A 23,173-nucleotide genomic window follows, 5' to 3' on the forward strand; every position below is an offset into this window, starting at 1 on the left:
GGCTCTCGCTCGTCGTGCCGTCAGCGGCCGGCCGGAGCCCTCACGGCGTGAGGGTCAGGGTGTGGGTGGCCGCCTTTTTGATCGACTCCTCGCGGGCGAGCATCGGGGTGGTCTTCCCACTCGCCCACAGCGGCGCCTGGTCCCAGTAGTTGTCGTGGAAGGCGTGACCGGAGGCTCCGGTCAGGTTGATCCACTGGGACCTGTCCGGGTTCGCGAGGTCCACGATCATCCGCATGGACGGCAGCGAGGTCGCCGTGTAGTCCTGCTGGACGTTCCAGCTCGTGGCGTTGACCGCGTCCTTGCCGCCGCCCACCGGGAACGGGCCCCGGTTGAACAGCCACTCGACCGGGGCGATCCCCGAGGTGCCGAAACTCTGGTTGACGAGCTTCAGCGTGTGCAGGTCGCCCCAGCGCCAGGCCTTGACGTCCGGGCCGAGGCGGGCGCTCAGCTCGTCGTAGGCCGCGGCCATGGCCCGCCGCAGCATGTCGTCGCGGGTCTCCTTGCCCGAGGTCCGCGTGTCGTCCCAGAACGCGTCGTCGGAGCTGTCCAGCATCGTGCGGACCACCTCGAACCAGCGGTCGCCGCCGGTGGGCCGGGCGCCCTCCGGAAGGTCGTCGTTGAACGTCTCGATGAGCAGGTGCCGCCAGACGGCGTTGAAGTACGCCGCGGGGCCCGACTCCGTGCCCTGAGAGCCGTCCCAGTCGCGCAGAAGCTCGCGGGCGTCCTCGGTGGGCCCGGCGACCTTGACGTCCATCAGCTTGGACACCAGGACGGGGGCGAAGTCGTTCCGGGTGTCCTGCTGCATCGCGCTCATCGTCGCGGCGTTCACCTTGCCCTTCTTCAGCTCGTCCTGGAGACGGTCCAGGATGCGCTGGGACCGGTAACCGTGCGACCAGTCCTTGGTGAGCATGTGTGGGTAGCGCCTGGGGTCGATGACCGCGTTGTTGGCGGTCACGATGTAGCCCTCCGGAGGGTTGTAGACGCTGGGCAGCTCGTCGAAGGGGATCGTGTCCTGCCAGGAGTACTCGCCGGTCCAGCCCGGCACCGGCCAGGTGCCGTCGCCCCGGCTCCGCACCGGGATTCTGCCGGGGGCCTGGTAGCCGATGTTGCCCTCGGTGTCGGCGTAGATCAGGTTCTGCGCGGGGACGTCGAATCTGCTCGCCGCCGCCCGGAACTGGGGCCAGTCCTGCGCGGTGTTGAGCGCGAAGATCGCGTCAGCGGTTCTGCCCGGTTCCAGCGCCGTCCACTTGAGCGCGACCGCGTCGGCCTCCTCGCCGAAGATCTTGGCCGCGCCCGGAAGCGTGTCCTTCACGTCCGCCATGACGTCGGAGATGATCGGCCCGTGCATGGTCTCGCTGACCTTGAGCTCGACCGGTTCGCTCCCGGCCACCTTGATGGACTCGATCCTGGTGACGAGCGGCTTCCAGTTGCCCATGAACAGGTAGGAGTCGTCCCTCAGCCGTTCCAGGTACAGGTCGGTGACGTCGGGGGCGAGGTTGGTGAAGCCCCAGGAGATCTTGTCGTTGTGGCCGATGACCACGCCTGGCACGCCGGAGAAGGTGAATCCGGTGACGTCGAACGGGCACTTGGCGCTCTTGGCGCGGCAGTGCAGTCCGGTCTGGTACCAGACCGAGGGCATGCCGGCCGACAGGTGAGGGTCGTTGGCGAGCAGCGGTTTGCCCGACTCGGTGTACTTGCCGCCGACCACCCACGAGTTCGAGCCGATGCCGCTGCCGTCCTCGGGGTCGCCCATCAGGCTCGGCACCGCGCGCAGGGCCTCGGCCGCCCTGGTCAGCGCGCCCACGTCCGCGCCCGTATCCGCGCTCGCGTTCGTACCGGTGCCCGTGCCGGTGGTACCTGCGCCCGTGCCCGTGCCCGCATCTGTGCCGGTGCCGGTGCCGGTGCCGGTGCCGGTGCCGGTGCCCGTGCCCGTGTTCGCGTTTCCGTTCGCGTTCGCGTTGCCTCTTTCGGGCTGCGCGGTCTGGTCGAATCCGCGGTCGGTGACCGCGCCTCGGGTGACGATCGGCTGGTGGGTGTCGAAGGGATAGCCGGGCCAGAGCTGCTCCACCCGTTCGCGCGGCAGCTTGCTCGCCGCGAGCGCCCGGCCGATCTCGTCCGCCATGTTGGAGCGCAGGTCCCATGCCATGGCCTTGAGCCAGGCGATCGAGTCGACGGGGGTCCACGGCTCGGGCTCGTAGCCGGAGCTGGTGAACTGCAGGATCGTGTATTCAAGGCCCTTGCTCGCGAAGCCCTCGTTCTGCCCCATCCACGCGTTGACGCCCTTGGCATAGGCGTCCAGGTAGAGCCGGGTCTGCTCGCCGAGCATGGGCAGTTCTTCCTCGGCGATCTTCCGCCAGCCCATGGTGCGGATGACCTTGTCCTCGGCCAGCGTCGCCGAGCCGAACATCTCCGACAACCGACCGGCCGTCACGTGGCGCCGGAAGTCCATCTCAAAGAACCGGTCCTGAGCGTGCACATAACCTTGGGCGAGGAACAAGTCGTTGGGGGAGTCCGCATAGATATGCGGAATTCCTGTTTTGTCACGATATACAGTTACTTTTCCGGTAAGGCCGTTCACCTTGAGTTCGCCCCCGAGCTGGGGAAAAGACGCTCGCACGGTCCACACGCCGACCCCCGCGAGGATCAGTCCGAACACCACCACAACGGTGAGCACTCGTGAGAGCCATTTGAGTGGTCGGGGCATCCAGGCATACGGCCGAAACCTCACAAAAACCTCCTACGCGATATGTCCCAGCAAGTTTGGCAGCACCCTCGGGCCCCGACACCGTACTCGCATTCGGCGAAAACGTGATGTACGGGGCTCCCGTACGCTGACCTGCTCGACGCCCGCGGCACCGTGTCAGTGCGTTGTCCGGCCGCCGTGCCGGGACCCCGCAGCAGTGATCTTCGGGCTGCGGGGAGCGGCAACCGGCGGGGTCTCCGTCACGGTCATTCGAGAACGGCCTACCGTCGAATCAGGCAGACCTGGAAACGCAGACCTGGAAACGGGGCGTCGTCCATCGCGACGGCGATGCCCGAGGGGCCATTGACGAAGGAAAACCCATGAGCAACCTGCACGAACTTCCCGCCGACCTGCCCGTGCCCGAGAACGACGGGGCGGCGGACCACCTGCCGGGCCGCCGTGCGCCCCACGTCGAACTGCCGGGCACGGGGGGTGAGACGGTCGTCCTCGACGCGCTGGGCCCGGGTCGTTCAGTGATCTACGTCTATCCGCTGACCGGCCGCCCGGACGCCGACCTGCCGCGGGGATGGAACGCCATCCCCGGAGCGCGCGGCTGCACCGCCGAGGCGTGCGACTTCCGTGACCATCACAGGGAGTTGACGGCCGCCGGTGCGGCCCGGGTGTTCGGCCTGTCCAGCCAGGACGGCGAATACCAGCGTGAGGTCGTCGAGCGGCTCCATCTGCCGTTCTCGATGCTCGCCGACCCCAGGTTGCGCCTGGCCGGCGAGCTGGACCTGCCGACGTTCGAGGCGGACGGGATGACGCTGTACAAACGGCTCACGCTGATCATCCGTGACGGTGTGATCGAGCACGTCTTCTACCCGATCTTCCCGCCGAACGAGCACGCTCAGCAGGTCCTGACCTGGCTACGGGAGAACGCCGCCGACCGCTGACCGCGAGCGAGGCGGCCGATGCCCTTCCGGCCCCCCACCGGCCGGCGCCGTGATCACAACGACGTCTCCAGGACCACGGACCGCATGGAGAAGCCGTTGCGCTCGTAGAAGCGCACGGCCGCCTCGTTGCCGGCGTACGCCGTCACCCCGGCGTACTGCGCTCCGTGGTGGCGGGCCCATGCCCTGAACTCCTCCACCAGGTTGACGCCGACCTTCCGGCCGCGATACGTGGGCCGCACGTAGATGCTGCCCAGCGTCGCCACCACGACCGGACGCATCGTGGTGGGCCCGAACAGCGTGCCGGTCAGGTGGCCCACGATCCGGCCGCCGTCGTCGGCGACCAGCATCAGGCGGTCCGGGTCGCTCAGAGCCTTCGAGAACCGGGTCAGGCCGTGCTCCGCGGGCCAGTTCAGATTCAAGGTGAGGTCGTGGGTTCCGGCGTCCTCCGCGAACAGCGCGGAGGAGCAGGCCACGATCCCATTGAGGTCCGCAACGGTGGCAGGCCGGACGACAACGCCGTTCTCGCTCATGATCAGGACGCTATCGGCCGCCACCGACATTAGACGCGATCTGCTACCACGGCCTGCGGAAACATGACCATTCCATGCTGGATCGACAAGGTCACCGCCAGGTCTAGTCCCAGACGTCGGACCAGGTCTGGCCCTCGGGGGTGTCGGCGACCTTCACGCCGAGGGCGGCCAGATCGCCGCGGAGACGGTCGGCGGTGGGCCAGTCTCCGGCCTCGCGCGCCCGCCCGCGCTGCTCCAGCAGTTCGGCGGCGCCCGCGGGAAGGCTCCTCGATCTGCCGATGTCGAGGGAGAGGTCCAGACCGAGGATCTGGTCGAGGTGAAGGAAGGACTCAAGCCGGGATCCGGGGGCGACCGAGTCGTCGCGTTCCAGCTCGCGGAGGAGGCGCAGGGCGAGGGGGGTGTCGAGGTCGTCGTCGAAGGCGGCCTCGATCCCGGAGATCCGGTCGGCGGGCATCGGGCGGCTCGGGAACTCCGACCACTCGGCGACGCGGGAACGCCAGCGCCGCAGGGTCTTGTCGGCGGCCCGGAGGGTGTCCCAGGTGAGGTTCATCTGCTGGCGGTAGCGATGTTCCATGAACGCCAGCCGTACGGCCAGCGGATCCAGGCCCGCGTCGGTCACGTCCCGGAGCAGGACCACGTTGCCGGTGGACTTGGACATCTTGCGCCCGTCGAAGAGCAGGTGCTCGCCGTGGACCCAGTGCCTCACCACCTCGTGCCCGGTGACGGCGTCGGACTGGGCGCGCTCGTCCTCGTGGTGCGGGAAGCGCAGGTCGATCCCGCCGGTGTGCAGGTCGATGTGCTCACCGAGGAACCGCAGCGCCATCGCCGAGCACTCGATGTGCCAGCCGGGGAAGCCCCGGCCCCACGGGGTGTCCCAGGTCAGCTCCCGGTCCGAGGGCTTCCACAGGGCCCAGTCGGCGTGGAACCGCTTGCGGGGGTCGACGCCTTCGACGCGGTGGCCGGGCTTCAGCCGGTCGAGCCGGTTGCCCGAGATCTCGCCGTAGGTCGGGAAGGAGGCCGCGTCGAAGAAGACCGACCCGTCGGGGACCGTGTAGGCGTGTCCCTTCTGGATCAGCCTGGCGATCAGCGCGATCGTCGAGTCCATCGTCTCGCTGGCCCTGGGGGAGTGCTCGGGCGGGCGCATGTTGAGCGCGGCCGCGTCCGCGAGGAAGGCGTCCTCGTAGAACCGGGCGATCTCCAGCGCGGTCCGGCCCTCAGCCCGCGCCTGGGCCAGGACCTTGTCCTCGCCGGCCGGGTCGATCTCGTTGTCGTCCACCAGGTGACCGACGTCGGTGATGTTGCGGCAGACGACCACCCGGACCCGTTGCCGCTCGCTGACCCGTCTGATCAGGTCCGACAGCAGGTACGAGCGGAGGTTGCCCACGTGGGCGTACCTGTAGACGGTCGGGCCGCAGGTGTACATCCGCAGTGACCGGGTCCCCTCGGGGACGATCTGTCGAACCTGGCGATTCCGCGTGTCATACAGGCGCAGCATGTCCCGAGCCTATTCTCCTCGGGCGGTCCTTTTCGGGTGCCGCCCTCCGGTTCTCCTCAGGTGGTTCTCCGCGCGGGTGCCTTCCCTCGTCAGGCGGGTCCCTCCAGGAAGACCAGGATCTCCCGGTCGCCGCGATCGCGAAGGCGGGTGATGACCTCCTCGCGGGTGCAGCCGTCGGACAGGCCGATGCGGGCGCCGATCAGGCGGATGCCCTCGGCCTCCGAGGCGACCGGGGCGGTGTAGCCGATCAGGTGCAGGGCCCGGTTCAGGGCGGGAAGGGCGGGGGACGCGGCGGGAAGGTAGCGGGTCAGCAGCTCGCCGCCGTCGGACACCGTCAGGAAGACGTGGTCGCCCTCCGCGGCGTTGGCGGCGATCAGGACCGGGCGGATGGAACCCATGGTCGGCTGGTTGTGCCAGCTGATCACCACGTCCCCGGAGGGGGTGGAGGCGGTCAGCTGCCCGCCGGGGGCCATGCCGAGGTGCGCCGCGAAGCCGGTCGGCAGGGGAGAGCCCGAGCCGCGCAGGTGCTCGGCGTTGACGTCCACCCGGTGCCACCAGCGCCCGTCGCGGCTGCGGAAGCAGCGGCGGGTCGAGGAGACGTCGCGGCGCGGGTGGTAGTCGGCCTGTTCGGCGCCGGCCACCCGGATCCACCCGCGCTGGGTGCGTTCGAAGCCGGGCCCGCCCGCGTAGGCGCGGACCGAGCTCTCGCTCACGTCGTAGCGGGCGGTCAGGTTTGTGACGATCGTGTTGACCGACGCCTCGCCGCTGGACCGCTCGATCTCCCGGACGATCATCTCCCGGATGCCCAGATACTGCTCGCCGCCCCAGCGGGACAGCCCGTACTTGTTCCGGTCGACCCGCAGGAACCGGTCGTCGGCGGTGAGCTGGTTGCGGATGCCGACGAGGCTGTAGTCCTCGCCGATGCGCTCCTGGATCTCCTCGGGCGTCAGCGGGTTCCCGGCCACCGCGAGCACGGCCTGGGCCTTGTCGTTGACGCTGCGCGGCCACGGCACCACGTGGTCCTCCAGCACCCTCAGCTGGGGTACGGCGATCAGCCACCGCTCGGCCACGTCCTCGCGGATGCCGAGCTGGCTGACCATCGTGACGGCCTCGTCCAGGGGGCGCGGCCCGTCGGTGAACAACTGCCGGGTCTTCTCCCTGAGCTCGTCGGCGCCGCCGGCGACCAGCCAGCCGTCCACCTGGTCGTAGCCGCTCAGCAGGGTCCGCACGAACCGCCAGGAGGGGATGCCCAGGGTGGCCAGCTCGGCGCGGTGCCACGGCACCGCGGCGGCCAGGTCGTCGGCCGGTACGGCGGAGCCCAACCGGCCCCGCAGCCAGGAGACGTGGGCGATCAGCGGTGCCGCGTCCTCACTGCCCAGCCAGACCTCGACGTGGTCGCGCAGGTCGCGCTCGATCTGCCGGATGCGTTCCCTGGTCACCGAGAACCGCTGGGCCAGGTCGTCGAGTGTGGCCCGCTGGGAGGCGTAGAGCCGGTCCCTGGCGATGGCCCGCTGCCGTTCGTCCAACGTGGCGAAGAGCTCGTCGATCAGCTCGGGCAACGGCCGGTCGGGACGGGAGGGACGCACCGTGGCGACGCTCTCCTCGGTGACCGGTTCAAGGAGTCGTTCCAGCACGTCGGTGAACAGTTTGTGCACCGTCTCGCGGCCGAGCCCCTCGGGCGTGCGGACGCTCGAAGCGGGGTCGGCGAACCTGAGTACGGGCAGGACGTCACCGAGCATCAGATATCCCCAGCACGTCAGGGCAAGGTCTGTCAGGCGTCCGGCGACCTCGGAGGTCCCGATGGTGGTGCAGGCCCGGTCGAGTGGAAGCGCCTGCCACCACGCCTCGGGGAGACGGGGGTCGGTTGCGATCGGCGCTACCTGGCCGGGAGAGGTCCAGCGCAGGGGTGGCGCGATGTCGCTCAGGCTGAGGTTCATTGAGGTCCAACCGGCAAAGGGGAATATATCCGCAGTTCAGAGTATGTGATCAGGTGGGAAGGAAGGGACTGGCTCGCCCGGAGTGGGACACGTAAAGCAGTTCTCTGGCCCGGGTGCAGGCCACGTAGAGCAGGCCGCGCTCGCGCTGGAGGTCGTGTGCCCTGGCCGCCGGGTCCTCCCGGACGGGGGTGAGCGCGTCGGGGTCGGGCACGATCCCGTCGGTCACGCCGATCACGGCGACACGCCGGAACTCCAGCCCCTTCATACCGTGCAACGTCGTCACCCGTACTCCCAGCTCGCGAAGAGCGGCTCGGGCATTGCGCACGAGGCCGGCCGTCCTGGCGGCGACCGCGATCTCCTGGGGCGGTACGCCTTCCCGCACCCACTGTCCCACTTGTGTGATCAGACCTGTCAGCTCGCCCTCCGGTGAGTCGTAGGCGCGGACCATCGGACGAGGCCCGTGCCGTGTGGCGCGCAAACCGTACAGCTCCTGCACTCCGCTCACGAGCCCGTCGGCGGGCCCGCCTCCGCGTAGTCGTACCCCCCAGGACAGGATCTCCTGCGGAAGCCGGTATGACACTTGAAGTCGTTGCTGAATCGCGTCGATCCCGACCGCGCCCAGGGAGACCCGCGTGTCGAAGATGCGCTGGTGCGGGTCGCCCACGATGAACAGGTCGTCGCGGGCGTGCGGCACCGCCGCGCGGAGCAGCCGCCACTGCGCGGGGTGCAGGTCCTGCGCCTCGTCCACCACGATGTGCCGGTACGGCTCCCGCTTCGGCTCCGTCTCCTCAAGGAGGTCCCCGGTCGTCTGACCGAGCAGCACGGACGCCTCCGAGGCCAGCTGGAGCAGGGTCCGCTTGCCGCGCTCCCGCAACTGCTCGGTGACGTGATCGATGGCTCGCCAGACGGCGGTCCGCTCCTCGTCCGTGAGCCCGACGCTGCGACCGGGGCGGGGCGCGCTCAGATACTCCTCCAGGGTCTGGAGGTTCTGCGCCAGCACCACCTGTTCCCACTCCCGCAGCAGGAACGCCGGGCTGTGGCCGGTCCCGGTCTCCTCCCAGAGCGCGACCAGTTCCGTGGCGCCGACCAGGGAGGGCGGCCGTCCCTCGGCCTCCGAGACGATGCGGTGGGCCAGCCGGTCCACGTTGCCGACCTCGACCCGTTTGCGTGTCACCTCGTCCTCGATCAGCAGGTCGAGCCTGGCGGCGAGTTCGGCGCTCAGCTTCTGGGAGAAGGTGACCAGCAGGATCTGCCCGGTGCCGCGCCTGGCGAGGTGGGCGGACCTGTGCAGGGCGACGAGCGTCTTGCCGGTGCCCGCGCCGCCGGTGACCAGGGTCGGCTGCCGGTAGGACTCCCAGTAGGCCATCCGGTGCTGCGGCGGGTGCAGGAACACGCACCAGTCCGGCGCGTCGAGCACCCGGTTCAGCTCGCGAGGGGAGTCGGTGAAGACGGCGCGATCCGGGCTGCGCCGCAGAGCGGCGCCGAAGTCCTCAAGGTTGATCGGCTCCGGGTCCGGGGCGAGGGCGCGGCAGTTCTCCAGCTCCCGCCAGGCCCCGGTCATCGACTCGCCCCTGGCCAGCGCGGCCAGCGGTTCGTACTGCGTCGGAGGCAGCAACGGCTCCAGAGCCTCCAGGGTGAGCTGGTCGGTGATCTGTCTCACCAGCGGCAGGAACCTGTTGTCGACGCCGAGCTCGGCCAGGTCGGTGTCGCAGATGTCCGCGAACAGGCGCGTCGGGGAGGCCTCGGCCGACCTGCGGATCGCGGGCCGTACCCGGTCCAGCGCCACGGCGTCCCACATCTCGACCACGCCCAGCGCGGTGTTGACCCCGAACCGGTGGCGCTGGGCGTAGGCCCACGCCTCGGCGTCGGGAAGCACGGTCAGCAGCCAGTAGACGTCTCGCTGCTTGACCACGACGCCCCGGTGGCGGTCGGCCAGCCTCAGCGTGGCGACCCGGGGGTCCCTGGCCCCTCTGACCCGCTCCGGGTACGGCGCGCCCGCCACGTTCTGCAGGAAACGCCGCGCCGCGACCACGACGTCCCGGCGCACGGGCTGGGCCAGGGCGCTGAGCTCTACGGGGAACTCCGGGGAGATCGCGAGACGGGGCATGGGCTAGGCCAGCAGGGACAGTAGATCGCGGTCCCCGCGTTCTCGTAGCCGGACGAGAAGATCGGGCATTCCCACGGGGCCCGTCATGCCGACCCGGGTGGCGATGACCCGGCAGGCCTGCTCGCGGGTGCCGCCCGCCGCGGTGTAGCCGACCAGCCGCAACGCGTGCGCGATCGGGTCCGCGTCCTTGGCCGCGGCCGGCAGGTGCCTGGCCCGCAGGACCCCCTCGTCGGACAGCGTCAGGAACAGGTGGCTTCCCTCCTTGGCGCCCACATCCGCGAGGAGCGTCTTGAGCGATTCCAGGACGGGCCTGTCCTGCCAGTTCAGGGTGAGCTCGCCCACCGTGCTGTTGACCGTGTGGCCGACGCCGGGCGTCATCCCGAGATAGGCGGCGAATCCGCTGGGCAGCGGGTATTCGGCGCCGTGGAGATGCTCGGGCGTGACGTCGATCCTGAGCCACCACCGGCCGTCCGGCTGCCGGAAGCAGAGCCGGGTCAGCGAGACGTCCTTGAGCGGGCGAAACGGCTCCTTGGCCGGCCGCTTCTCCGTCTCCCCGGGGCCGGGCTCCTCAGGCGGTCCGGGCGGGGGCTGCTCGGCCGCTCCGCCCGGGGGACGCCCGGCCTGGCCGTTGCCGTTCACCGGGCGCCTGGCCGCCTTGGCCGGGGGCCGTTCGGCCGGCTGGTCCGCCGCGGGGCCGTCCGGCCCGGCCGCGGGCTTTCCCGAGGCCGTGGCCGGAGCGGACGCGCCGTTCTGACGCTGCGGCGGCCGCTCGCCGGCGCCGAGGATCCGGAGCTGGGGGACGTTCTCCAGCCACTCCTTGGACACCTCGGGGTGAATGCCCAGGGAGGAGACCATGTCGAGGGCCTTGTTGATGGTCAGCGGGGACTTGGCGCTACTGATCATGCTGCGGGTGCGGTGGCGCAGCTCCGCGATGTCACCCTCCACGAGCCACTCGTCGACCAGGTGGTAGTCCGGGAGGGTGGCCAGGACGAACTGCCAGGCCGGTACGTCGAGGGAGTGGAGATCACGGCCGTGCCAGTCGGCCGCGTTGATCAGCCGCTCCCTGGGGGCGGCCTTGCCGATGATCTTCTTGACCGCGTCCAGATGGTCCCGGTAGGGCGCGGCCTCGTCCGAGGCGAGCCACTCCTTGAGCTGCCTGCGCAGGTCGATCTCCAGGTCCTGGATGACCTCGACCGGCACGGCGAAGAGATTGGCCAGCGCCTCCGGGGCCGCCGGGGCATCGCTGAACAGCCGGTTCTGCGCGACGGCCCAGCGCTTGTCCTCGACGTTCGCGAAGACGCCGTCCAGCAGCGCGTGAAGATTCTCCTCGGACCGGCTCTCGGCGGGCCACCGGGCCTTCGGCACATCCCCCGCCGAGACCGCGTCCGGCTTGGGCTCCCGCTCTCGCGACGGCTGGGAGGCGTCGGCCGGTTCCGGCTCCGGCGCGTCGAAGGACTCGGCCTCCGGCTCGGGTTCGGCGGTGGCCGGGGCGGGGTCGGCCTCGGGCGCCGAGGCGGCTTCAAGAACGGGCGAGGCTTCGAGGGCGGGCGGGGCCTCGAGAGCCGGCGCGGGCACGGCCTCGGGCTCCGGGGCGGCTTCGGGTTCGGGCTCGGGCACGGCGGGGCTCGCCGTGGTCGCGGGGACCGGCGCGAGCTCGGCCACGTCTCCGGCGACGAGCGCGGGGGCGACCTCCGGCGGGGCGATCTCGCGGTGCTCCGCGACGGCCTCCACCGGCGCGGGACCGGCGTCGGCGTCCGGCGTCTCCGGCTCTCGCGCGGGCGCGCTCTCGTGGAGTTCCGCGCCGGTCTCCGGCGTCACGTCGCGGGCCGCACGGGCTTCGAAGAACGACCCCTCCGGCTCCGGGATCTCGAGGTCCCGGCCGGAGGTGACGGCGGGCACCGGCGACGCGGGGGCAGGGGTGACCAGGCGGGCGAAGGCCGCCGTGAACAGGGCGTTCAGGAGGGGGATCGGCTGGATGAAGGGCTGGTCGCGCAGGTCGTGGCCGGTCAGGGCGAGCAGGCCCGGCCAGGAGCCGGTGCGGTCGAGGGCGATGGCCGTGCAGGGCTCGTCGGCCTCTTCGGGGTCCAGGACGTGCAGGGCGGGAAGGACGTCGCCCACCGCGGCCGCCGGCCAGTGTCGCAGGGCGATCCCGGCGAGGATCTCGGCAAGCCTCTCGGGGCCCAGCACGTCGAGCACCCGGGACATCGGCAGGCTCCGCCACCAGGCGTCCGGGAGATCCGGCTGGTCACGTAGAAGTGGGATCGTGGCCGCGTCGCTCCAGCGTAGCGGCGGCACGAGGTCACTCAGACTGAAGTTCATCCGTTCCCTTCACCAGCCCCTCAAGCCGCCCGAGTCACTCCACATCGTCGAGGAACGAGACTCATGGAACAGACCATAGTCTGGCAAATCGCCCCGGCGCATCGGGTCCGCTCAGCGGCGCACGGCCGCGAACCGGAGCCGTACGTAGTCAGCCATCCAACCGGTCTCCCGCCGCAGGGCGGGGGCGGCCAGTTCGTTCACCCGGCGAAGGAGCGGTTCGACCAGGTCGGCGGGCACATCACGCAGCAGCGACCCGGCGAACATCCGCACCCAGTCCGCCGCTCCGTTGGGGCACTCGTCGAGCGGGGTCGGCCGGTCGAAGTACTCCAGCAGCCGGACGGTGAACCCGCCCTTCTCCAGCCGCGTGGCGTACTCGGCGGGGGTGGGGAAGTACCAGGGCAGGCCGGGCTCGCGGAGCCCGTGTTCCCGCCACGCGGTGAACAGCGCCGCCATCAGCGCCGCGCAGTTGCCCGCGCCGCCCATCTCGGCCACGAACCGCCCGCCGGGGGTCAGCGCGTCGCGTACGCTGGCGATCACCGCGTCCGGCTCCCGGCCCATCCAGTGCAGGGCCGCGTTGGAGAAGACCGCGTCGTACGGCTGGGCGACCGTGAAGTCGCTGCCGTCGCCGACGATGAAGTCCAGGCCCGGATACTGCGACAGGGCTTTTTCGATCATCGCCTGGGATCCGTCGATCCCCAGGACGCGAGCGCCCCGGGAGGTGATCTCGGCCGTCAGTACCCCGGTACCGCAGCCGAGATCCACGATGCGCTCCCCGGGCTGGGGGTCGAGCAGTTCGACCAGGGGAGCGCCATGCGCTGAAACATAACCAAAGCTGCTGTCATAGGCGCGAGCGTTCCACCTCATCGTGCTCGGGGTGTCGTATCGCAAGACGATCAGCTCACATTCTGAGACAACAGGGCCTCTTATCGTTACTCTCCAGACACTTTAGAGCCTCAGAGAAGTCGCGACATATCAGTCCCTTCAGCCACAGGCTTATCCGACCTTTTTCGCCCACTCGCGCTGGACGTACGCCTTGGCGGTGTCGGTCTCGGGAATGGTGAGGATCACGGGCTTGGCGGACGTGGCGGGAAGCTTGGCCGCGAGCTCGGAGTCCAGGGTGCCGCGCATCTGGAGGGCCTCCATCCTGGCGGGACGGGCATAGCCCTTGAGGAAAAGGTTCTGGCCCCTGTCGGAGAAGAGGAACTCCTGCCACAGCCGGGCGGCGGCCGGGTGCGGGGCCTTCTTGTTGATGGCCTGGACGTAGTACGAACCGAGCACGGCGTCGCCCGGGATCGTGACCTTCCACTCGCCGTTCTCGGCGGCCCGCTCGGAGTTCTGGTAGTCCCAGTCGATGACGGACGTGGCCGTCCGCCCCTTGCCGGCGAGGTTCCCGGCGCTCTTCAGGCGGCCGAAGAACTCCACGCCCCGCTCCGCCCTGGCCTCGCCGCCCTTGAGCGAGACCGCCATCACCGCGTTGAAGGCCGCGGCCGTCTGCCGGGGGTCGCCGGGCAGCGAGACGCTGTGGCCGGGCTTGAGCAGGTCGGCGAAGGAGGCGGGGGCGGGGATCTTGCGGGGGTCGTAGCCGATGGACATGTAGCCGCCGTACCCGGCGTACCAGTTCCCCTTGTAGTCCTTGAGGGTGTCGGGGATGTCCTGCCAGGTCTGAACCTTGTAGGGCGCGAACATGGCGGCGTTGTCCACGGCGACGTCCATGCTCAGGTCGAACACGTCGGGCTTGAGCGAGGCCGCGGCCTCGATCTCCCGCCGGCTGTTCGCCCCGGGCTCAAGCTGGTTGACCTTGATTCCGTATTCGTCGGTGAAGGCGTCGATGATCTCCCCGTAGTTCACCCAGTCGCGTGGCAGCGCGATCACGGTGAGCGAGCCCTCTTTCTTGGCCGTGTCGACGAGGCGGTCCATCGTCGAGAAGCCCGCCTTGAGGGAGGCGGCCTGGGGGTTGACCGGCGGAAGCTTGACGGCGTTGTTCTCGGTGGCCGGGGCGCTACATCCGGCAATCGTGGCGGTAAGTATCGCGGCGGCGGCGGTTGCGCTGGTGCGTACGGTCACCGGTCGAATACTCCAGGTGACCACGGGGCAGGTCGAGGAGGCGCGGCCTTTTTTGGTGAATGGCTTACGTGCGGGATGGTTGGGTACGGCGTCGCGGCGGGTTACGCGCGGCGTCGCGGAGGGTCCGGGACGACCTTCGCCGCCACGAGCGTGTCCTCGGCGATCTCGACCAGGGTGCCGTCACGCTTGCGCACGCCCAGCACGCCGTCCCGCCAGAATTCGAGCTCGCCCACCGCGTCGCGGAACCCTTCGGGAACCCGTCGCCGCGTGGTAACTCGTTTGCCCATGTCGGAAGGGGTTAGGGTGATATTCAGGCGTGCGCCGAAGCCATGGGTCACCGCCTTTTGCCCCCTCCCGTTTCCGACAGCCAGCGGGCACGGCAATACTAGGGCGTAGCAACCCGCGGTTGAAGTCGTGCCTAGGTGCGTAAAGAAGAAGGAGCCCGAGGTGACCTACGTCATCGCGCAGCCTTGCGTGGACGTCCTGGACAAGGCGTGCATCGAGGAGTGCCCCGTCGATTGCATCTACGAGGGCGAACGCATGCTCTACATCCACCCCGACGAGTGTGTGGACTGCGGCGCGTGCGAACCTGTATGTCCCGTCGAGGCGATCTTCTATGAAGATGACCTTCCCGAGCAGTGGAAGGACTTCTACAAGGCCAACGTGGACTTCTTCGAAGACCTGGGGTCGCCCGGTGGCGCCTCCAAGGTCGGCAAGATCGAGAAGGACCACCCGGTCGTCGCGGCGCTGCCCCCGCAGGCCGAGGGCAACTAGGAGCCTCCGCGAGCAGGGGCGGCGCACGACGGCCGCCCCTGCTCGCCGGTTCCTGGAGGATCCCGGCCCACCCATGGGCCCGGCCTCCATGAAGAAGCCTCTTCCCCGCCCTGATCCGGACGGGGACACGCACTACTGGGGAGAGCTGTGATCGGGCTGCCGGACTTTCCGTGGGATCGACTGACGCCGCTGAAGGAACTGGCGCAGGAGCATCCCGACGGCATCGTCGACCTGTCGGTGGGCACTCCCGTCGACCCGGTTCCGGCCGTCGTACGGCAGGCGCTGTCGGACGCCTCCGACAGCCCCGGATACCCGCTGACCTACGGCACCGAGCGGCTTCGGGCCGCGGCCGCGGGCTGGCTGGGGCGCAGGCACGGGGTGGTCCTCGACCCGTCGAACGTGCTGCCGCTGATCGGCTCCAAAGAGCTGGTGGCCTGGCTGCCGACGCTGCTCGGCATCGGCCCGGGGCAGCGAGTGATCCTTCCCGAGCTGGCCTATCCCACCTACGACGTGGGAGCCCGTCTCGCGGGCGCCGAGCCGTACGCCACGGACGGGCTGCTCACGCTCGGCCCCGAGGCGGTGCCGCTGGTCTGGGTGAACTCCCCGTCCAACCCGACGGGCAAGGTCCTGCCCGTCGACCACCTGCGCAAGGTCGTCTCGTGGGCGCGCGAGCGCGGTGCGGTCGTGGCCTCCGACGAGTGCTACATCGAGCTCGGCTGGGAAGAGCAGCCGGTCTCGATCCTGCACCCGGACGTGTGCGGTGACTCGCACGAGGGTCTGCTCGCGGTGCACTCGCTGTCCAAGCGCTCCAACCTGGCGGGCTACCGCGCCGGATTCGTCGCGGGCGACCCCGCGCTGATCCAGCGGTTGCTGGAGGTCCGCAAGCACGCGGGCATGATCATGCCCGAGCCGGTCCAGGCGGCGATGGCCGCGGCGCTGGACGACGACGAGCACGCGGGGGAGCAGCGGGCTCGTTACGCCGCCCGCCGCGCGATGCTCCGCCCCGCTCTGGAGGCGGCCGGCTGGAAGATCGAGCACTCCACCGCGGGCCTGTATCTCTGGGCGTCCAACGGCACGGACTGCTGGGAGCAGGTGCGCGTGCTGGCAGGTAAGGGGATTCTGGTCGCGCCGGGTGAGTTCTACGGAAAAGCCGGCGACGCGCATATCCGAATCGCCATGACGGCCAGTGACGAAAGGATCAGTGCGGCGGTGCGCCGCCTCCAGTAGGATCGCGCGACATGACGCCCGTGGTCGCCGTGATACTCGGATTGAGCGCGGTCACGCTTGTTCTGTTGCTTGGCGCGTTCCTCGCGACCACGCGTCAGGACAAAAAGTCTCGCGAACCCGAGCCTCCCGGCGAGAGCCCCCTCCAAACGGCCGACGTCGCGCAGCCGCCTCAACCGAGCGCGGGCCAGGTCGGCATCGACTACCCCGACCCCCGCATGATCAAGGTCGGCGACACGATCGACTGCCAGGGGGTGCGCAGCCGCGTCCTCGGCGCCATGTACCTGTCATGGCAGGGCAACCAGTGGACCGAATACCTCCTCGACGACGGCACCCGCCGTTACCAGTGGCTGTCGATCGAGACGCGCCCCGCCCTGGAGGCCGGAGACCTGCCCCACCTTGAGGTGCTGTTGTGGACCTCGGTGCCCACCCAGGGCATGGTCCCCGCCAAGACCACGCTGAGCGTCGAGGGCGTCGACTTCTTTCCCGCGGCCCGGGGCACCGCGGCCTTCCGCGCGGAGGGCGTCACCTCGATGCCCGAGCGGGGCCTGCTCGACTTCGCCGACTACCGGGCGGCCGACGGCCGCCTGCTCAGCTTCGAACGGCTCCAGGGCCAGCGCTGGAGCTCCTCCTACGCGCAAGCCCTGCCCCCGGGCACCATCAGGATCGAGAAGAAGGGCTGACGGCATCCGCCGAGCCTCCGGCGGGGTCGCCGGGCAAGGCCGGTCGGCGGTGCCGCGTTCACGGTACGGAGACCATGCGGACGGCGTCGCGCCTCCGGGGCGGCCGTTCGGCGGCGCCGCGTTCACGGTGCGGAAAACCGGGCGGACGGCGTCGCGTCCCCGGGACGGGGGACGGGGGACGGGGGACGGCCGTCCGGCGGTGCCGTCAGGAGATCTCGACCCGGCCGGTGGAGGCCGCCGCGTCGGCCTTCCAGCCCTCGCGGCCCGTCGTGGAGGTCCAGGCCTGGCCGTCGTAACGGATCAGGCGCAGCCCGAACTTCTGGGCGTGGGCGACCGACCAGCTGGCCATCAGCCAGCCGCGCTCCGAGGAGGAGGTCTTGAGCGTGGTTCCCGGGCCGAGGGTCTCGACGAGTTTGCGCCGGGCCTTCTCCGCGGCGGGAGGCGATGTCGCGTCCGTGGCCGGGCGGGCCGACGCCTCGTCAGTGGGGTCCGAGAACCAGCAGTGCACGGCCTTGGGGACCCGTCCGGTGAACGCCGCGGCCAGGATCTTCCCCTCGTCCTCGTGCTGCGCGTAGGCCGATCCGTCGGCCGAGCGCTGCACCTCCTGCGCCGCCTCGTGGAGCGGTAGCTTCCGGTAGTTCTTCACCTTCACCAGCGCGGAGAAGAACTTGCCCGAGGCGTAGATCGGGTCGATCAGTTGCGAGGGCTTGCCCCAGCCCTGCGAGGGCCGCTGCTGGAACACCCCGACCGAGTCACGGTCGCCGTCGCCGGACTCCAGGTTGAGCAGTTTGGACTCCTGGATGGCGGTGGCGTAGGCGATCACGACGGCCCTTTCGGGCAGTTTCCTGCGGGCCGCCACGGTCGCGATGGTCGCGGCCACCTGAGCCTGCTCGATATCCAGGTCCAGCGAGCCGATGGGAGTGGTGACCGCGCATCCCTCAACGGGCCCGGCCAGCGGCGTGACCCGGTTGAGCAGCTTGAGAAGGCCCACGGTGATGGCCACCGCGAGCACGATCACGATCGCGATGATCGCGATGACCCCTTTGGAGAAGCGTCGGCGCACCCTGAAGAACCTATCGCTCCGCGGCGAACGCGCGGCGTGGCGGAGGGGCGCGAGCACCGCGTCCTCGCCCGGTGACGTAGGAGCGAGGCCGGTCGGCGGCGGGTCTCCCGCGACACCCCCCGGGTGGAACCGGCGGGCACCGCCGCCGGGAGGAACGCCTCTCCCGGCGAGGTCCCCGGGCACAGATAGGGTCGCGAGCATGAGTACGCGTCTGGATCTCACACAGGACGTCGGGGCGCTCACCGCGCGGATCGTGGACGTCGAGTCGGTGAGCGGCAACGAGAAAGCACTGGCCGATGCGGTCGAGGAGGCGCTTCGGACGCTTCCGCATCTGAGCGTCGACCGCGACGGCGAGTCGATCGTGGCCCGCACCCGTCTCGGGCGCGGGGAGCGGGTGGTGATCGCCGGACACCTCGACACCGTCCCGGTCGCCGGCAACCTGCCCAGCCGGGTCGAGGGCGACCTGCTGTACGGCTGCGGCACCTCGGACATGAAGGCCGGCGTCGCGGTCGCGCTGAAGCTGGCCGCCGCGCTCCAGGCGCCCAGCCGGGACGTGACCTACGTCTTCTACGACTGCGAGGAGATCGAGGCCGAGCGCAACGGCCTGCTCCGGCTCAGCCGCAGCCGTCCCGACTGGCTCGCCGGGGACTTCGCGGTGCTCATGGAGCCCACCGACGGCATGATCGAGGGCGGTTGCCAGGGCACGCTCCGGGCCCAGATCACCGTCCGGGGCAAGCGCGCGCACAGCGCCAGGTCCTGGTTCGGGGTCAACGCCGTCCACGCCGCCCAGCCGGTGCTGGAGATCCTCAACGCCTACGAGGCCAGGCTCCCGATCGTGGACGGGCTGGAGTATCACGAGGGCCTGAACGCGGTGGCGATCACCGGCGGCGTCGCGGGCAACGTGATCCCCGATGAGTGCGTGGTGACCGTGAACTACCGCTTCGCCCCCGACCTGTCGCTGGAGGACGCGCAGGCGCACGTCAACGAGGTGTTCAAGGGCTTCGAGGTCCGCTTCACCGACGGCGCCCCCGCCGCGCGGCCCGGCCTGACCCATCCGGTGGCGGCGGCCTTCGTGAGCGCCGTCGGAGGTGAGCCGAGGGCCAAACTGGGCTGGACCGACGTCTCGCTCTTCTCGAGCCTCGGCGTTCCCGCGGTCAACTACGGTCCGGGCGACCCGAATCTGGCGCACCAGCGGGGCGAGTTCGTGTCACTCGAAAAGATCGCCGACTGCGAGCGCGGAATGCTCGACTGGCTGGCCTGACGAGCACGCGATCTCGGTGGCCCATAGGGGAGGGGCTCAGGGCGCGAGGACGACGCGTGGTCTCTGACCTGCGGATCCCCGCCCCAGGCGGCCGGACACAAATGAAAGTGGCTTTCCTCGCCGGCCATTTGGCGGGGAAAGCCACTTTCAGTCCCGAGCAGCACCCTCGGCAATTAGACGCGGCTTCCTCGAAATCCGGTTCCGTGTTCCCGGGGAGATTTTTCAAGATTTTTCTATAGACGGCGCTAGCGTGACCGCATGAAGAAAACACGTCCGGAGCGCCGTCAGGGGGGCGCCGTGGTCCGCGGTGATCTCGTCTCCGATTCGACTCACGACCAGCGACTTCTCGACAAAAGAGGACCGGCCGACTGGCTGCACATGGATCCGTGGCGGGGTGATGCGCATCCAGTCGGAGTTCGTGGAGGGCTTCGGCCAGCTCGCGGAACTGCCCGAGGCGGTCACCGTCTTCGGGTCCGCGCGCACCCCCGAGGACTCGCTGGAGTACAAGATGGGGGTGGAGCTCGGCCAGAAGCTGTCCAGGGCGGGCTACGCCGTGATCACCGGCGGCGGCCCCGGCTGCATGGAGGCGGCCAACAAGGGCGCCAGGGAGGCGGGCGGCGTCTCCGTCGGCCTGGGCATCGAACTCCCCTTCGAGCAGAGCATGAACGAGTACGTGGACCTAGGCATCGAGTTCCGTTACTTCTTCGTCCGCAAGACCATGTTCGTGAAGTACTCCTGCGGCTTCGTCACGCTGCCGGGCGGGTTCGGCACGATGGACGAGCTGTTCGAGGCGCTGACCCTGGTCCAGACGCGCAAGGTCACCTCCTTCCCCGTCGTGCTGATGGGAACGGAGTTCTGGGGAGGGCTCCTCGACTGGATCAGGTCGACCCTCGTGGGGACCGGCAAGATCTCCCCGGCGGACGTGGACCTCATCCATGTCACCGACGACGTGGACGAGGCCGTCCGGATCATCAGCGAAGCCGACCAGAACCGGGGGGCACGCCTCAAGGAGGAGCAGAGGGCCGTGCGGAACACCATCGGAGACGCCCAATAAGGTTTGACCGTGTTCATATGCGTATTCCTGGCGTCAAGTCAGAAGATCGATCAAAAGTATCTGGCGTTGGCCGAAGAGGTGGGCACCGAGCTTGCCAGGCGAGGGCACACCCTGGTCAGCGGCGGCGCGAAGGTCTCGTGCATGGGCGCGGTGGCCCGGGCCACCCGCGCGGGCGGCGGCCGGACCGTGGGAGTGATCCCGCAGGCCCTCGTGGACATCGAAGTCGCGGACCGCGACTCCGACGAGCTGGTGGTGACCACCGACATGCGCGAGCGCAAGGGCATCATGGATGCCCGGTCCGACGCCTTCCTGGTGCTGCCGGGCGGTATCGGGACCCTGGAGGAACTGTTCGAGATCTGGACCACCAGGACACTCGGCCTGCATGACAAGCCGCTGGTGCTGCTGGACCCGTGGGGCCTCTACGCGCCGTTGAAGGAACTCGTCGAGGGGATGCACGAGGCGGGATTCACCCGTCCGAACGTCTTCGACGCCATTTCCTGGACCACCACGGTCGAGGAGGCGTTCCAGCTGCTGGAGAAGACGACCGGACACCTGGCGCCGAGTCCGGAGGAGCTAGGCGAGGCCACGGCGGGTTAACGCGGGAGGGCGCCGCCCCGCCAGGGAATCGGTCATCTCGACCGCGAGCCGTACCTGGTCGGGGCGGTCGGTCCGGAAGACCCGGGCGCCCGTCCAGGCGCAGATCGAGGCCACGGTGAGTTCCGAGGCCTCGTCTCCGTCTCCGGCCAGGGCGGAGGGCGTGACGGAGACGGTGTGCCCGGCCCGGGCGAGCTCCTCGACCTCGGCGATCGAGCGGGCCTCGACCCAGTCGGGTTCACCCTGGTCATCGGGCCCGAGTACCACAAGAGCAGCCATGACACGATCCTAGATCAGAGGACTTGTGGCACGATTCATATGTGCTGGTCGTACTCGTTCTCGCTGCCGTAGTCGTCATCGCCGGGGTGACGGTGGTCGCCATGGGCCGGGGAGGCGAGCTGACCGAGTTCGCCCCGGACATCCCGCCGCTCGACCTGCCCGTCGCCGGGCAGCTCAGCGCCGTCGACTTCATGGCCCTCCAGCTCCCGGTAAGTCTTGTCGGCTATCACACGCAGAGCGTGGACGAGACGCTGAACCGGGTCGCCAACGCCCTGAGCGAGCGTGACACCAGGATCGCCGTACTGGAGCAGCGGGTGTCGGAGCTGCTGTCCAGCAGGCTCCAGGCCCGTCAGGAGATCCAGGCGAGCCCCCTGGCCGGCCCGCGCACCGATCACGAGCCCGAGGAGCCCAAGGAGCTTTCCGAGCTGAAGGAGCTCAAGGAGCTTTCCGGACCGTCCGATTCGCCGTCCGGGTCGTCGTACGGATCCGTGTCCGGGCCGCTGTCCGAGGACTCGTACGACTCCTCGACCGAGCCCGAGCCCGAGCCCGCATCCGAGCCCGAGCCCGCGTCCGTGCCCTCCTCCGAGTCGTCGTCTGGCTCCTTCGGCGCGTGGCCGGCAGGCGAGCGCCTCGGAAAGGAGGAGTCGCGATGAGCGAGCCGACCCTCGCCGAGCCGATCTCGCCCGAGCCGATCTCGCCCGAGCCGGTCCTTTCCGAGCCGGTCCTTTCCGAGCGGGTCCGCTGCTGGCCGACCACCGCGCCCGACTACATCGCCTACCACGACGAGGAGTGGGGCCGTCCGGTCAGGGGCGACGACCGGGTGTTCGAGCGGCTCACCCTGGAGGCCTTCCAGTCGGGCCTCTCGTGGATCACAATCCTGCGCAAGCGGGAGAACTTCCGGGCGGCCTTCGCGGGCTTCTCCATCCCGGCCGTCGCCGCGTTCGGCCAGGCCGACGTGGACCGGCTGCTCGGCGACGCGGGCATCGTCCGCAACCGCGCCAAGATCGAGGCCGCGGTGGCCAACGCGAGGGCCGCTCTCGACGTCGAGCTGTCCGACCTCGTCTGGCGCTACGCCGACCCGGACTCCCCCGCGCCCGCGACCCTCGCGGACACGCCCGCGCAGACCCCGGCCTCCAAGGCGCTCGCCAAGGAGCTCAGGTCCCACGGCTTCCGTTTCGTCGGCCCGACCACCGCGTACTCACTGATGCAGGCCATCGGCCTGGTCAACGATCACCTGGCCGGCTGCTGGACGCGCGAGATCCCCTGACGGCCGACGCCCGGCCGCGCGTCCGACTCCGGCCGGCGCCTGTCTCCGGGGCGCGGCCGTCGCTTTCGGAAGCCGCCGTGAGTCCGTGAGCGGGGCCTGTCAGTGGCCCTCGAAGACGGGCCGTTCCTTGTTGAGGAAGGAGCGGGTGGCGTTCAGATGGTCGTCGGTCTTGACGCAGGCGTCCTGGAGCTCCGCCTCCAGGGCCAGGGCGTCGGCCAGAGAGCTGCTCGCGGCGTGCTCCAGGGCCCGCTTGGTCGCCGCGTAGGCGCTTGTCGGACCCTGTGCCAGCCGTACGGCCAGCCGGTGCGCCGTGGCGCTCAGCTCGTCGGCGGGGACGACCTGGGAGACGATCCCGAGTTCCAGTGCGCGGGCCGCGTCGAGGGGCTCGCCGAGCAGCAGGAGTTCGGTCGCGCGGGGCAGGCCGACCAGGCGCTGGAGGGTCCAGGACGTGCCGGAGTCGGGGGCCAGCCCGATGCCGCCGAAGGCCATCGCGAACTTGGCCTTCTCCGAGGCGATCCGCAGGTCGCAGGCGAAGGCCAGGCCGGCGCCCGCACCCGCGGCGACGCCGTTCACCGCCGCGACGACCGGTTTGCCCATCTCGGCGATCGTGCGGACGATCGGGTTGTAGTGCGTGCGCACGGTGTCGTTCAGGCCGCGGCCCGCCTCCAGGTTGGCCGCGTGCTCGTTCAGGTCCTGGCCGGCGCAGAACGCCCGCCCCGATCCGGTCAGCAGCACCGCACGCACGGCGTGGTCCTGTGAGGCCATGGTCAGCGCCTCCAGCAGGTCCGCCTTGGTCCGCGTGGTCAGCGCGTTCATCGCCTCGGGCCGGTCGATGGTGACGGTGGCGACGGCGTCGTCGACCGAGTAGAGAACGTCGTTCAACGGA

General features: G+C 69.9%; 20 protein-coding genes and 1 pseudogene. 9 read left to right on the plus strand and 12 right to left on the minus strand.

Annotated elements, in window-relative coordinates; translation table 11 throughout:
* Positions 1 to 40: 40 nt before the first annotated feature.
* Positions 41 to 2,704 carry a penicillin acylase family protein gene (locus J2853_RS40585; RefSeq protein WP_307566696.1) on the minus strand — a complete coding sequence of 888 codons (2,664 nt, stop codon included), beginning with the start codon at positions 2,702 to 2,704 and terminating at the stop codon, positions 41 to 43.
* Between the two features lie 359 nt (positions 2,705 to 3,063).
* Between J2853_RS40585 and J2853_RS40590 the strand changes: the two genes are divergently transcribed.
* Positions 3,064 to 3,636 carry a peroxiredoxin gene (locus tag J2853_RS40590; protein WP_307566698.1) on the plus strand — a complete coding sequence of 191 codons (573 nt, stop codon included), beginning with the start codon at positions 3,064 to 3,066 and terminating at the stop codon, positions 3,634 to 3,636.
* A 53-nt stretch (positions 3,637 to 3,689) separates the two neighbouring features.
* Here the strand turns inward: J2853_RS40590 and J2853_RS40595 are convergent, their stop codons facing one another.
* The 8 genes from J2853_RS40595 to J2853_RS40630 form a co-directional block, all read right to left on the minus strand.
* Positions 3,690 to 4,166 (minus strand): GNAT family N-acetyltransferase, encoded by a 477-nt coding sequence (locus tag J2853_RS40595; protein ID WP_307566700.1) that lies wholly within the window; start codon positions 4,164 to 4,166, stop codon positions 3,690 to 3,692.
* Positions 4,167 to 4,269: 103 nt separating this feature from the next.
* Positions 4,270 to 5,661 (minus strand): cysteine--tRNA ligase, encoded by a 1,392-nt coding sequence (gene cysS, locus J2853_RS40600; protein ID WP_307566702.1) that lies wholly within the window; start codon positions 5,659 to 5,661, stop codon positions 4,270 to 4,272.
* Between the two features lie 89 nt (positions 5,662 to 5,750).
* Positions 5,751 to 7,598 (minus strand): sigma factor-like helix-turn-helix DNA-binding protein, encoded by a 1,848-nt coding sequence (locus J2853_RS40605; protein ID WP_307566704.1) that lies wholly within the window; start codon positions 7,596 to 7,598, stop codon positions 5,751 to 5,753.
* A 49-nt stretch (positions 7,599 to 7,647) separates the two neighbouring features.
* Positions 7,648 to 9,705 (minus strand): UvrD-helicase domain-containing protein, encoded by a 2,058-nt coding sequence (locus J2853_RS40610; RefSeq protein ID WP_307566706.1) that lies wholly within the window; start codon positions 9,703 to 9,705, stop codon positions 7,648 to 7,650.
* A 3-nt stretch (positions 9,706 to 9,708) separates the two neighbouring features.
* Positions 9,709 to 12,024 (minus strand): hypothetical protein, encoded by a 2,316-nt coding sequence (locus J2853_RS40615; RefSeq protein WP_307566708.1) that lies wholly within the window; start codon positions 12,022 to 12,024, stop codon positions 9,709 to 9,711.
* 111 nt (positions 12,025 to 12,135) lie between these two features.
* On the minus strand, positions 12,136 to 12,912 hold the full coding sequence (locus J2853_RS40620) for a class I SAM-dependent methyltransferase (RefSeq protein WP_307566709.1): 777 nt from the start codon (positions 12,910 to 12,912) through the stop codon (positions 12,136 to 12,138).
* Between the two features lie 105 nt (positions 12,913 to 13,017).
* A complete protein-coding gene (locus J2853_RS40625) occupies positions 13,018 to 14,088 on the minus strand; it encodes an ABC transporter substrate-binding protein (protein ID WP_307566710.1) in 1,071 nt (356 codons plus the stop codon).
* 101 nt (positions 14,089 to 14,189) lie between these two features.
* Entirely contained in the window at positions 14,190 to 14,375 is a 186-nt protein-coding gene (locus J2853_RS40630; RefSeq protein ID WP_307566711.1) for a putative acetyltransferase, read from the minus strand.
* Positions 14,376 to 14,535: 160 nt separating this feature from the next.
* On the opposite strand from J2853_RS40630, the gene fdxA reads away from it, so the two are divergent.
* From fdxA to J2853_RS40645, 3 genes are all read left to right on the plus strand, one after another.
* Complete coding sequence (fdxA, locus tag J2853_RS40635; protein WP_089211832.1) at positions 14,536 to 14,862, plus strand: ferredoxin; 327 nt, start codon at positions 14,536 to 14,538, stop codon at positions 14,860 to 14,862.
* A 147-nt stretch (positions 14,863 to 15,009) separates the two neighbouring features.
* Positions 15,010 to 16,089 (plus strand): succinyldiaminopimelate transaminase, encoded by a 1,080-nt coding sequence (gene dapC, locus J2853_RS40640; protein ID WP_307566712.1) that lies wholly within the window; start codon positions 15,010 to 15,012, stop codon positions 16,087 to 16,089.
* A gap of 11 nt (positions 16,090 to 16,100) precedes the next feature.
* Positions 16,101 to 16,769, plus strand: coding sequence for a DUF4178 domain-containing protein (locus tag J2853_RS40645; RefSeq protein WP_307566714.1), 669 nt, complete (start codon positions 16,101 to 16,103; stop codon positions 16,767 to 16,769).
* A gap of 205 nt (positions 16,770 to 16,974) precedes the next feature.
* Here the strand turns inward: J2853_RS40645 and J2853_RS40650 are convergent, their stop codons facing one another.
* Positions 16,975 to 17,832, minus strand: a complete 858-nt coding sequence (locus J2853_RS40650; RefSeq protein ID WP_307566716.1) for a hypothetical protein — start codon at positions 17,830 to 17,832, stop codon at positions 16,975 to 16,977.
* Between the two features lie 199 nt (positions 17,833 to 18,031).
* Between J2853_RS40650 and dapE the strand changes: the two genes are divergently transcribed.
* The 3 genes and pseudogenes from dapE (at position 18,032) to J2853_RS40665 (ending at position 20,744) form a co-directional block, all read left to right on the plus strand.
* Entirely contained in the window at positions 18,032 to 19,093 is a 1,062-nt protein-coding gene (gene dapE, locus J2853_RS40655) for a succinyl-diaminopimelate desuccinylase (protein ID WP_307566718.1), read from the plus strand.
* Between the two features lie 258 nt (positions 19,094 to 19,351).
* Positions 19,352 to 20,147 (plus strand): annotated as a pseudogene (locus J2853_RS40660) (LOG family protein).
* Positions 20,148 to 20,156: 9 nt separating this feature from the next.
* Entirely contained in the window at positions 20,157 to 20,744 is a 588-nt protein-coding gene (locus J2853_RS40665; RefSeq protein ID WP_307566720.1) for an LOG family protein, read from the plus strand.
* On the opposite strand, the gene J2853_RS40670 is transcribed toward J2853_RS40665, so the two are convergent.
* Positions 20,721 to 21,020 (minus strand): hypothetical protein, encoded by a 300-nt coding sequence (locus J2853_RS40670; protein WP_307566722.1) that lies wholly within the window; start codon positions 21,018 to 21,020, stop codon positions 20,721 to 20,723. The genes J2853_RS40665 and J2853_RS40670 overlap by 24 nt on opposite strands.
* 41 nt (positions 21,021 to 21,061) lie before the next feature.
* Between J2853_RS40670 and J2853_RS40675 the strand changes: the two genes are divergently transcribed.
* Positions 21,062 to 21,673, plus strand: coding sequence for a hypothetical protein (locus tag J2853_RS40675; protein WP_307566723.1), 612 nt, complete (start codon positions 21,062 to 21,064; stop codon positions 21,671 to 21,673).
* Entirely contained in the window at positions 21,670 to 22,287 is a 618-nt protein-coding gene (locus J2853_RS40680) for a DNA-3-methyladenine glycosylase I (RefSeq protein ID WP_307566724.1), read from the plus strand. The genes J2853_RS40675 and J2853_RS40680 overlap by 4 nt, the downstream gene beginning before the upstream one ends.
* A 99-nt stretch (positions 22,288 to 22,386) precedes the next feature.
* Here the strand turns inward: J2853_RS40680 and J2853_RS40685 are convergent, their stop codons facing one another.
* A complete protein-coding gene (locus J2853_RS40685) occupies positions 22,387 to 23,169 on the minus strand; it encodes an enoyl-CoA hydratase-related protein (protein ID WP_307566726.1) in 783 nt (260 codons plus the stop codon).
* Between the last annotated feature and the right edge of the window lie 4 nt (positions 23,170 to 23,173).

It is taken from the genome of Streptosporangium lutulentum (genome assembly GCF_030811455.1).
Lineage (GTDB): Bacteria > Actinomycetota > Actinomycetes > Streptosporangiales > Streptosporangiaceae > Streptosporangium > Streptosporangium lutulentum.

Coding starts and splice junctions, on each gene's coding strand:
- J2853_RS40630 (WP_307566711.1), bottom strand. CDS start 14,375: ATGGGCAAACGAGTTACCACGCGGCGACGGGTTCCCGAAGGGTTCCGC.
- J2853_RS40615 (WP_307566708.1), bottom strand. CDS start 12,024: ATGAACTTCAGTCTGAGTGACCTCGTGCCGCCGCTACGCTGGAGCGAC.
- J2853_RS40680 (WP_307566724.1), top strand. CDS start 21,670: ATGAGCGAGCCGACCCTCGCCGAGCCGATCTCGCCCGAGCCGATCTCG.
- J2853_RS40605 (WP_307566704.1), bottom strand. CDS start 7,598: ATGAACCTCAGCCTGAGCGACATCGCGCCACCCCTGCGCTGGACCTCT.
- J2853_RS40645 (WP_307566714.1), top strand. CDS start 16,101: ATGACGCCCGTGGTCGCCGTGATACTCGGATTGAGCGCGGTCACGCTT.
- J2853_RS40595 (WP_307566700.1), bottom strand. CDS start 4,166: ATGAGCGAGAACGGCGTTGTCGTCCGGCCTGCCACCGTTGCGGACCTC.
- J2853_RS40585 (WP_307566696.1), bottom strand. CDS start 2,704: ATGCCCCGACCACTCAAATGGCTCTCACGAGTGCTCACCGTTGTGGTG.
- J2853_RS40670 (WP_307566722.1), bottom strand. CDS start 21,020: ATGGCTGCTCTTGTGGTACTCGGGCCCGATGACCAGGGTGAACCCGAC.
- cysS (WP_307566702.1), bottom strand. CDS start 5,661: ATGCTGCGCCTGTATGACACGCGGAATCGCCAGGTTCGACAGATCGTC.
- J2853_RS40590 (WP_307566698.1), top strand. CDS start 3,064: ATGAGCAACCTGCACGAACTTCCCGCCGACCTGCCCGTGCCCGAGAAC.
- J2853_RS40610 (WP_307566706.1), bottom strand. CDS start 9,705: ATGCCCCGTCTCGCGATCTCCCCGGAGTTCCCCGTAGAGCTCAGCGCC.
- dapE (WP_307566718.1), top strand. CDS start 18,032: ATGAGTACGCGTCTGGATCTCACACAGGACGTCGGGGCGCTCACCGCG.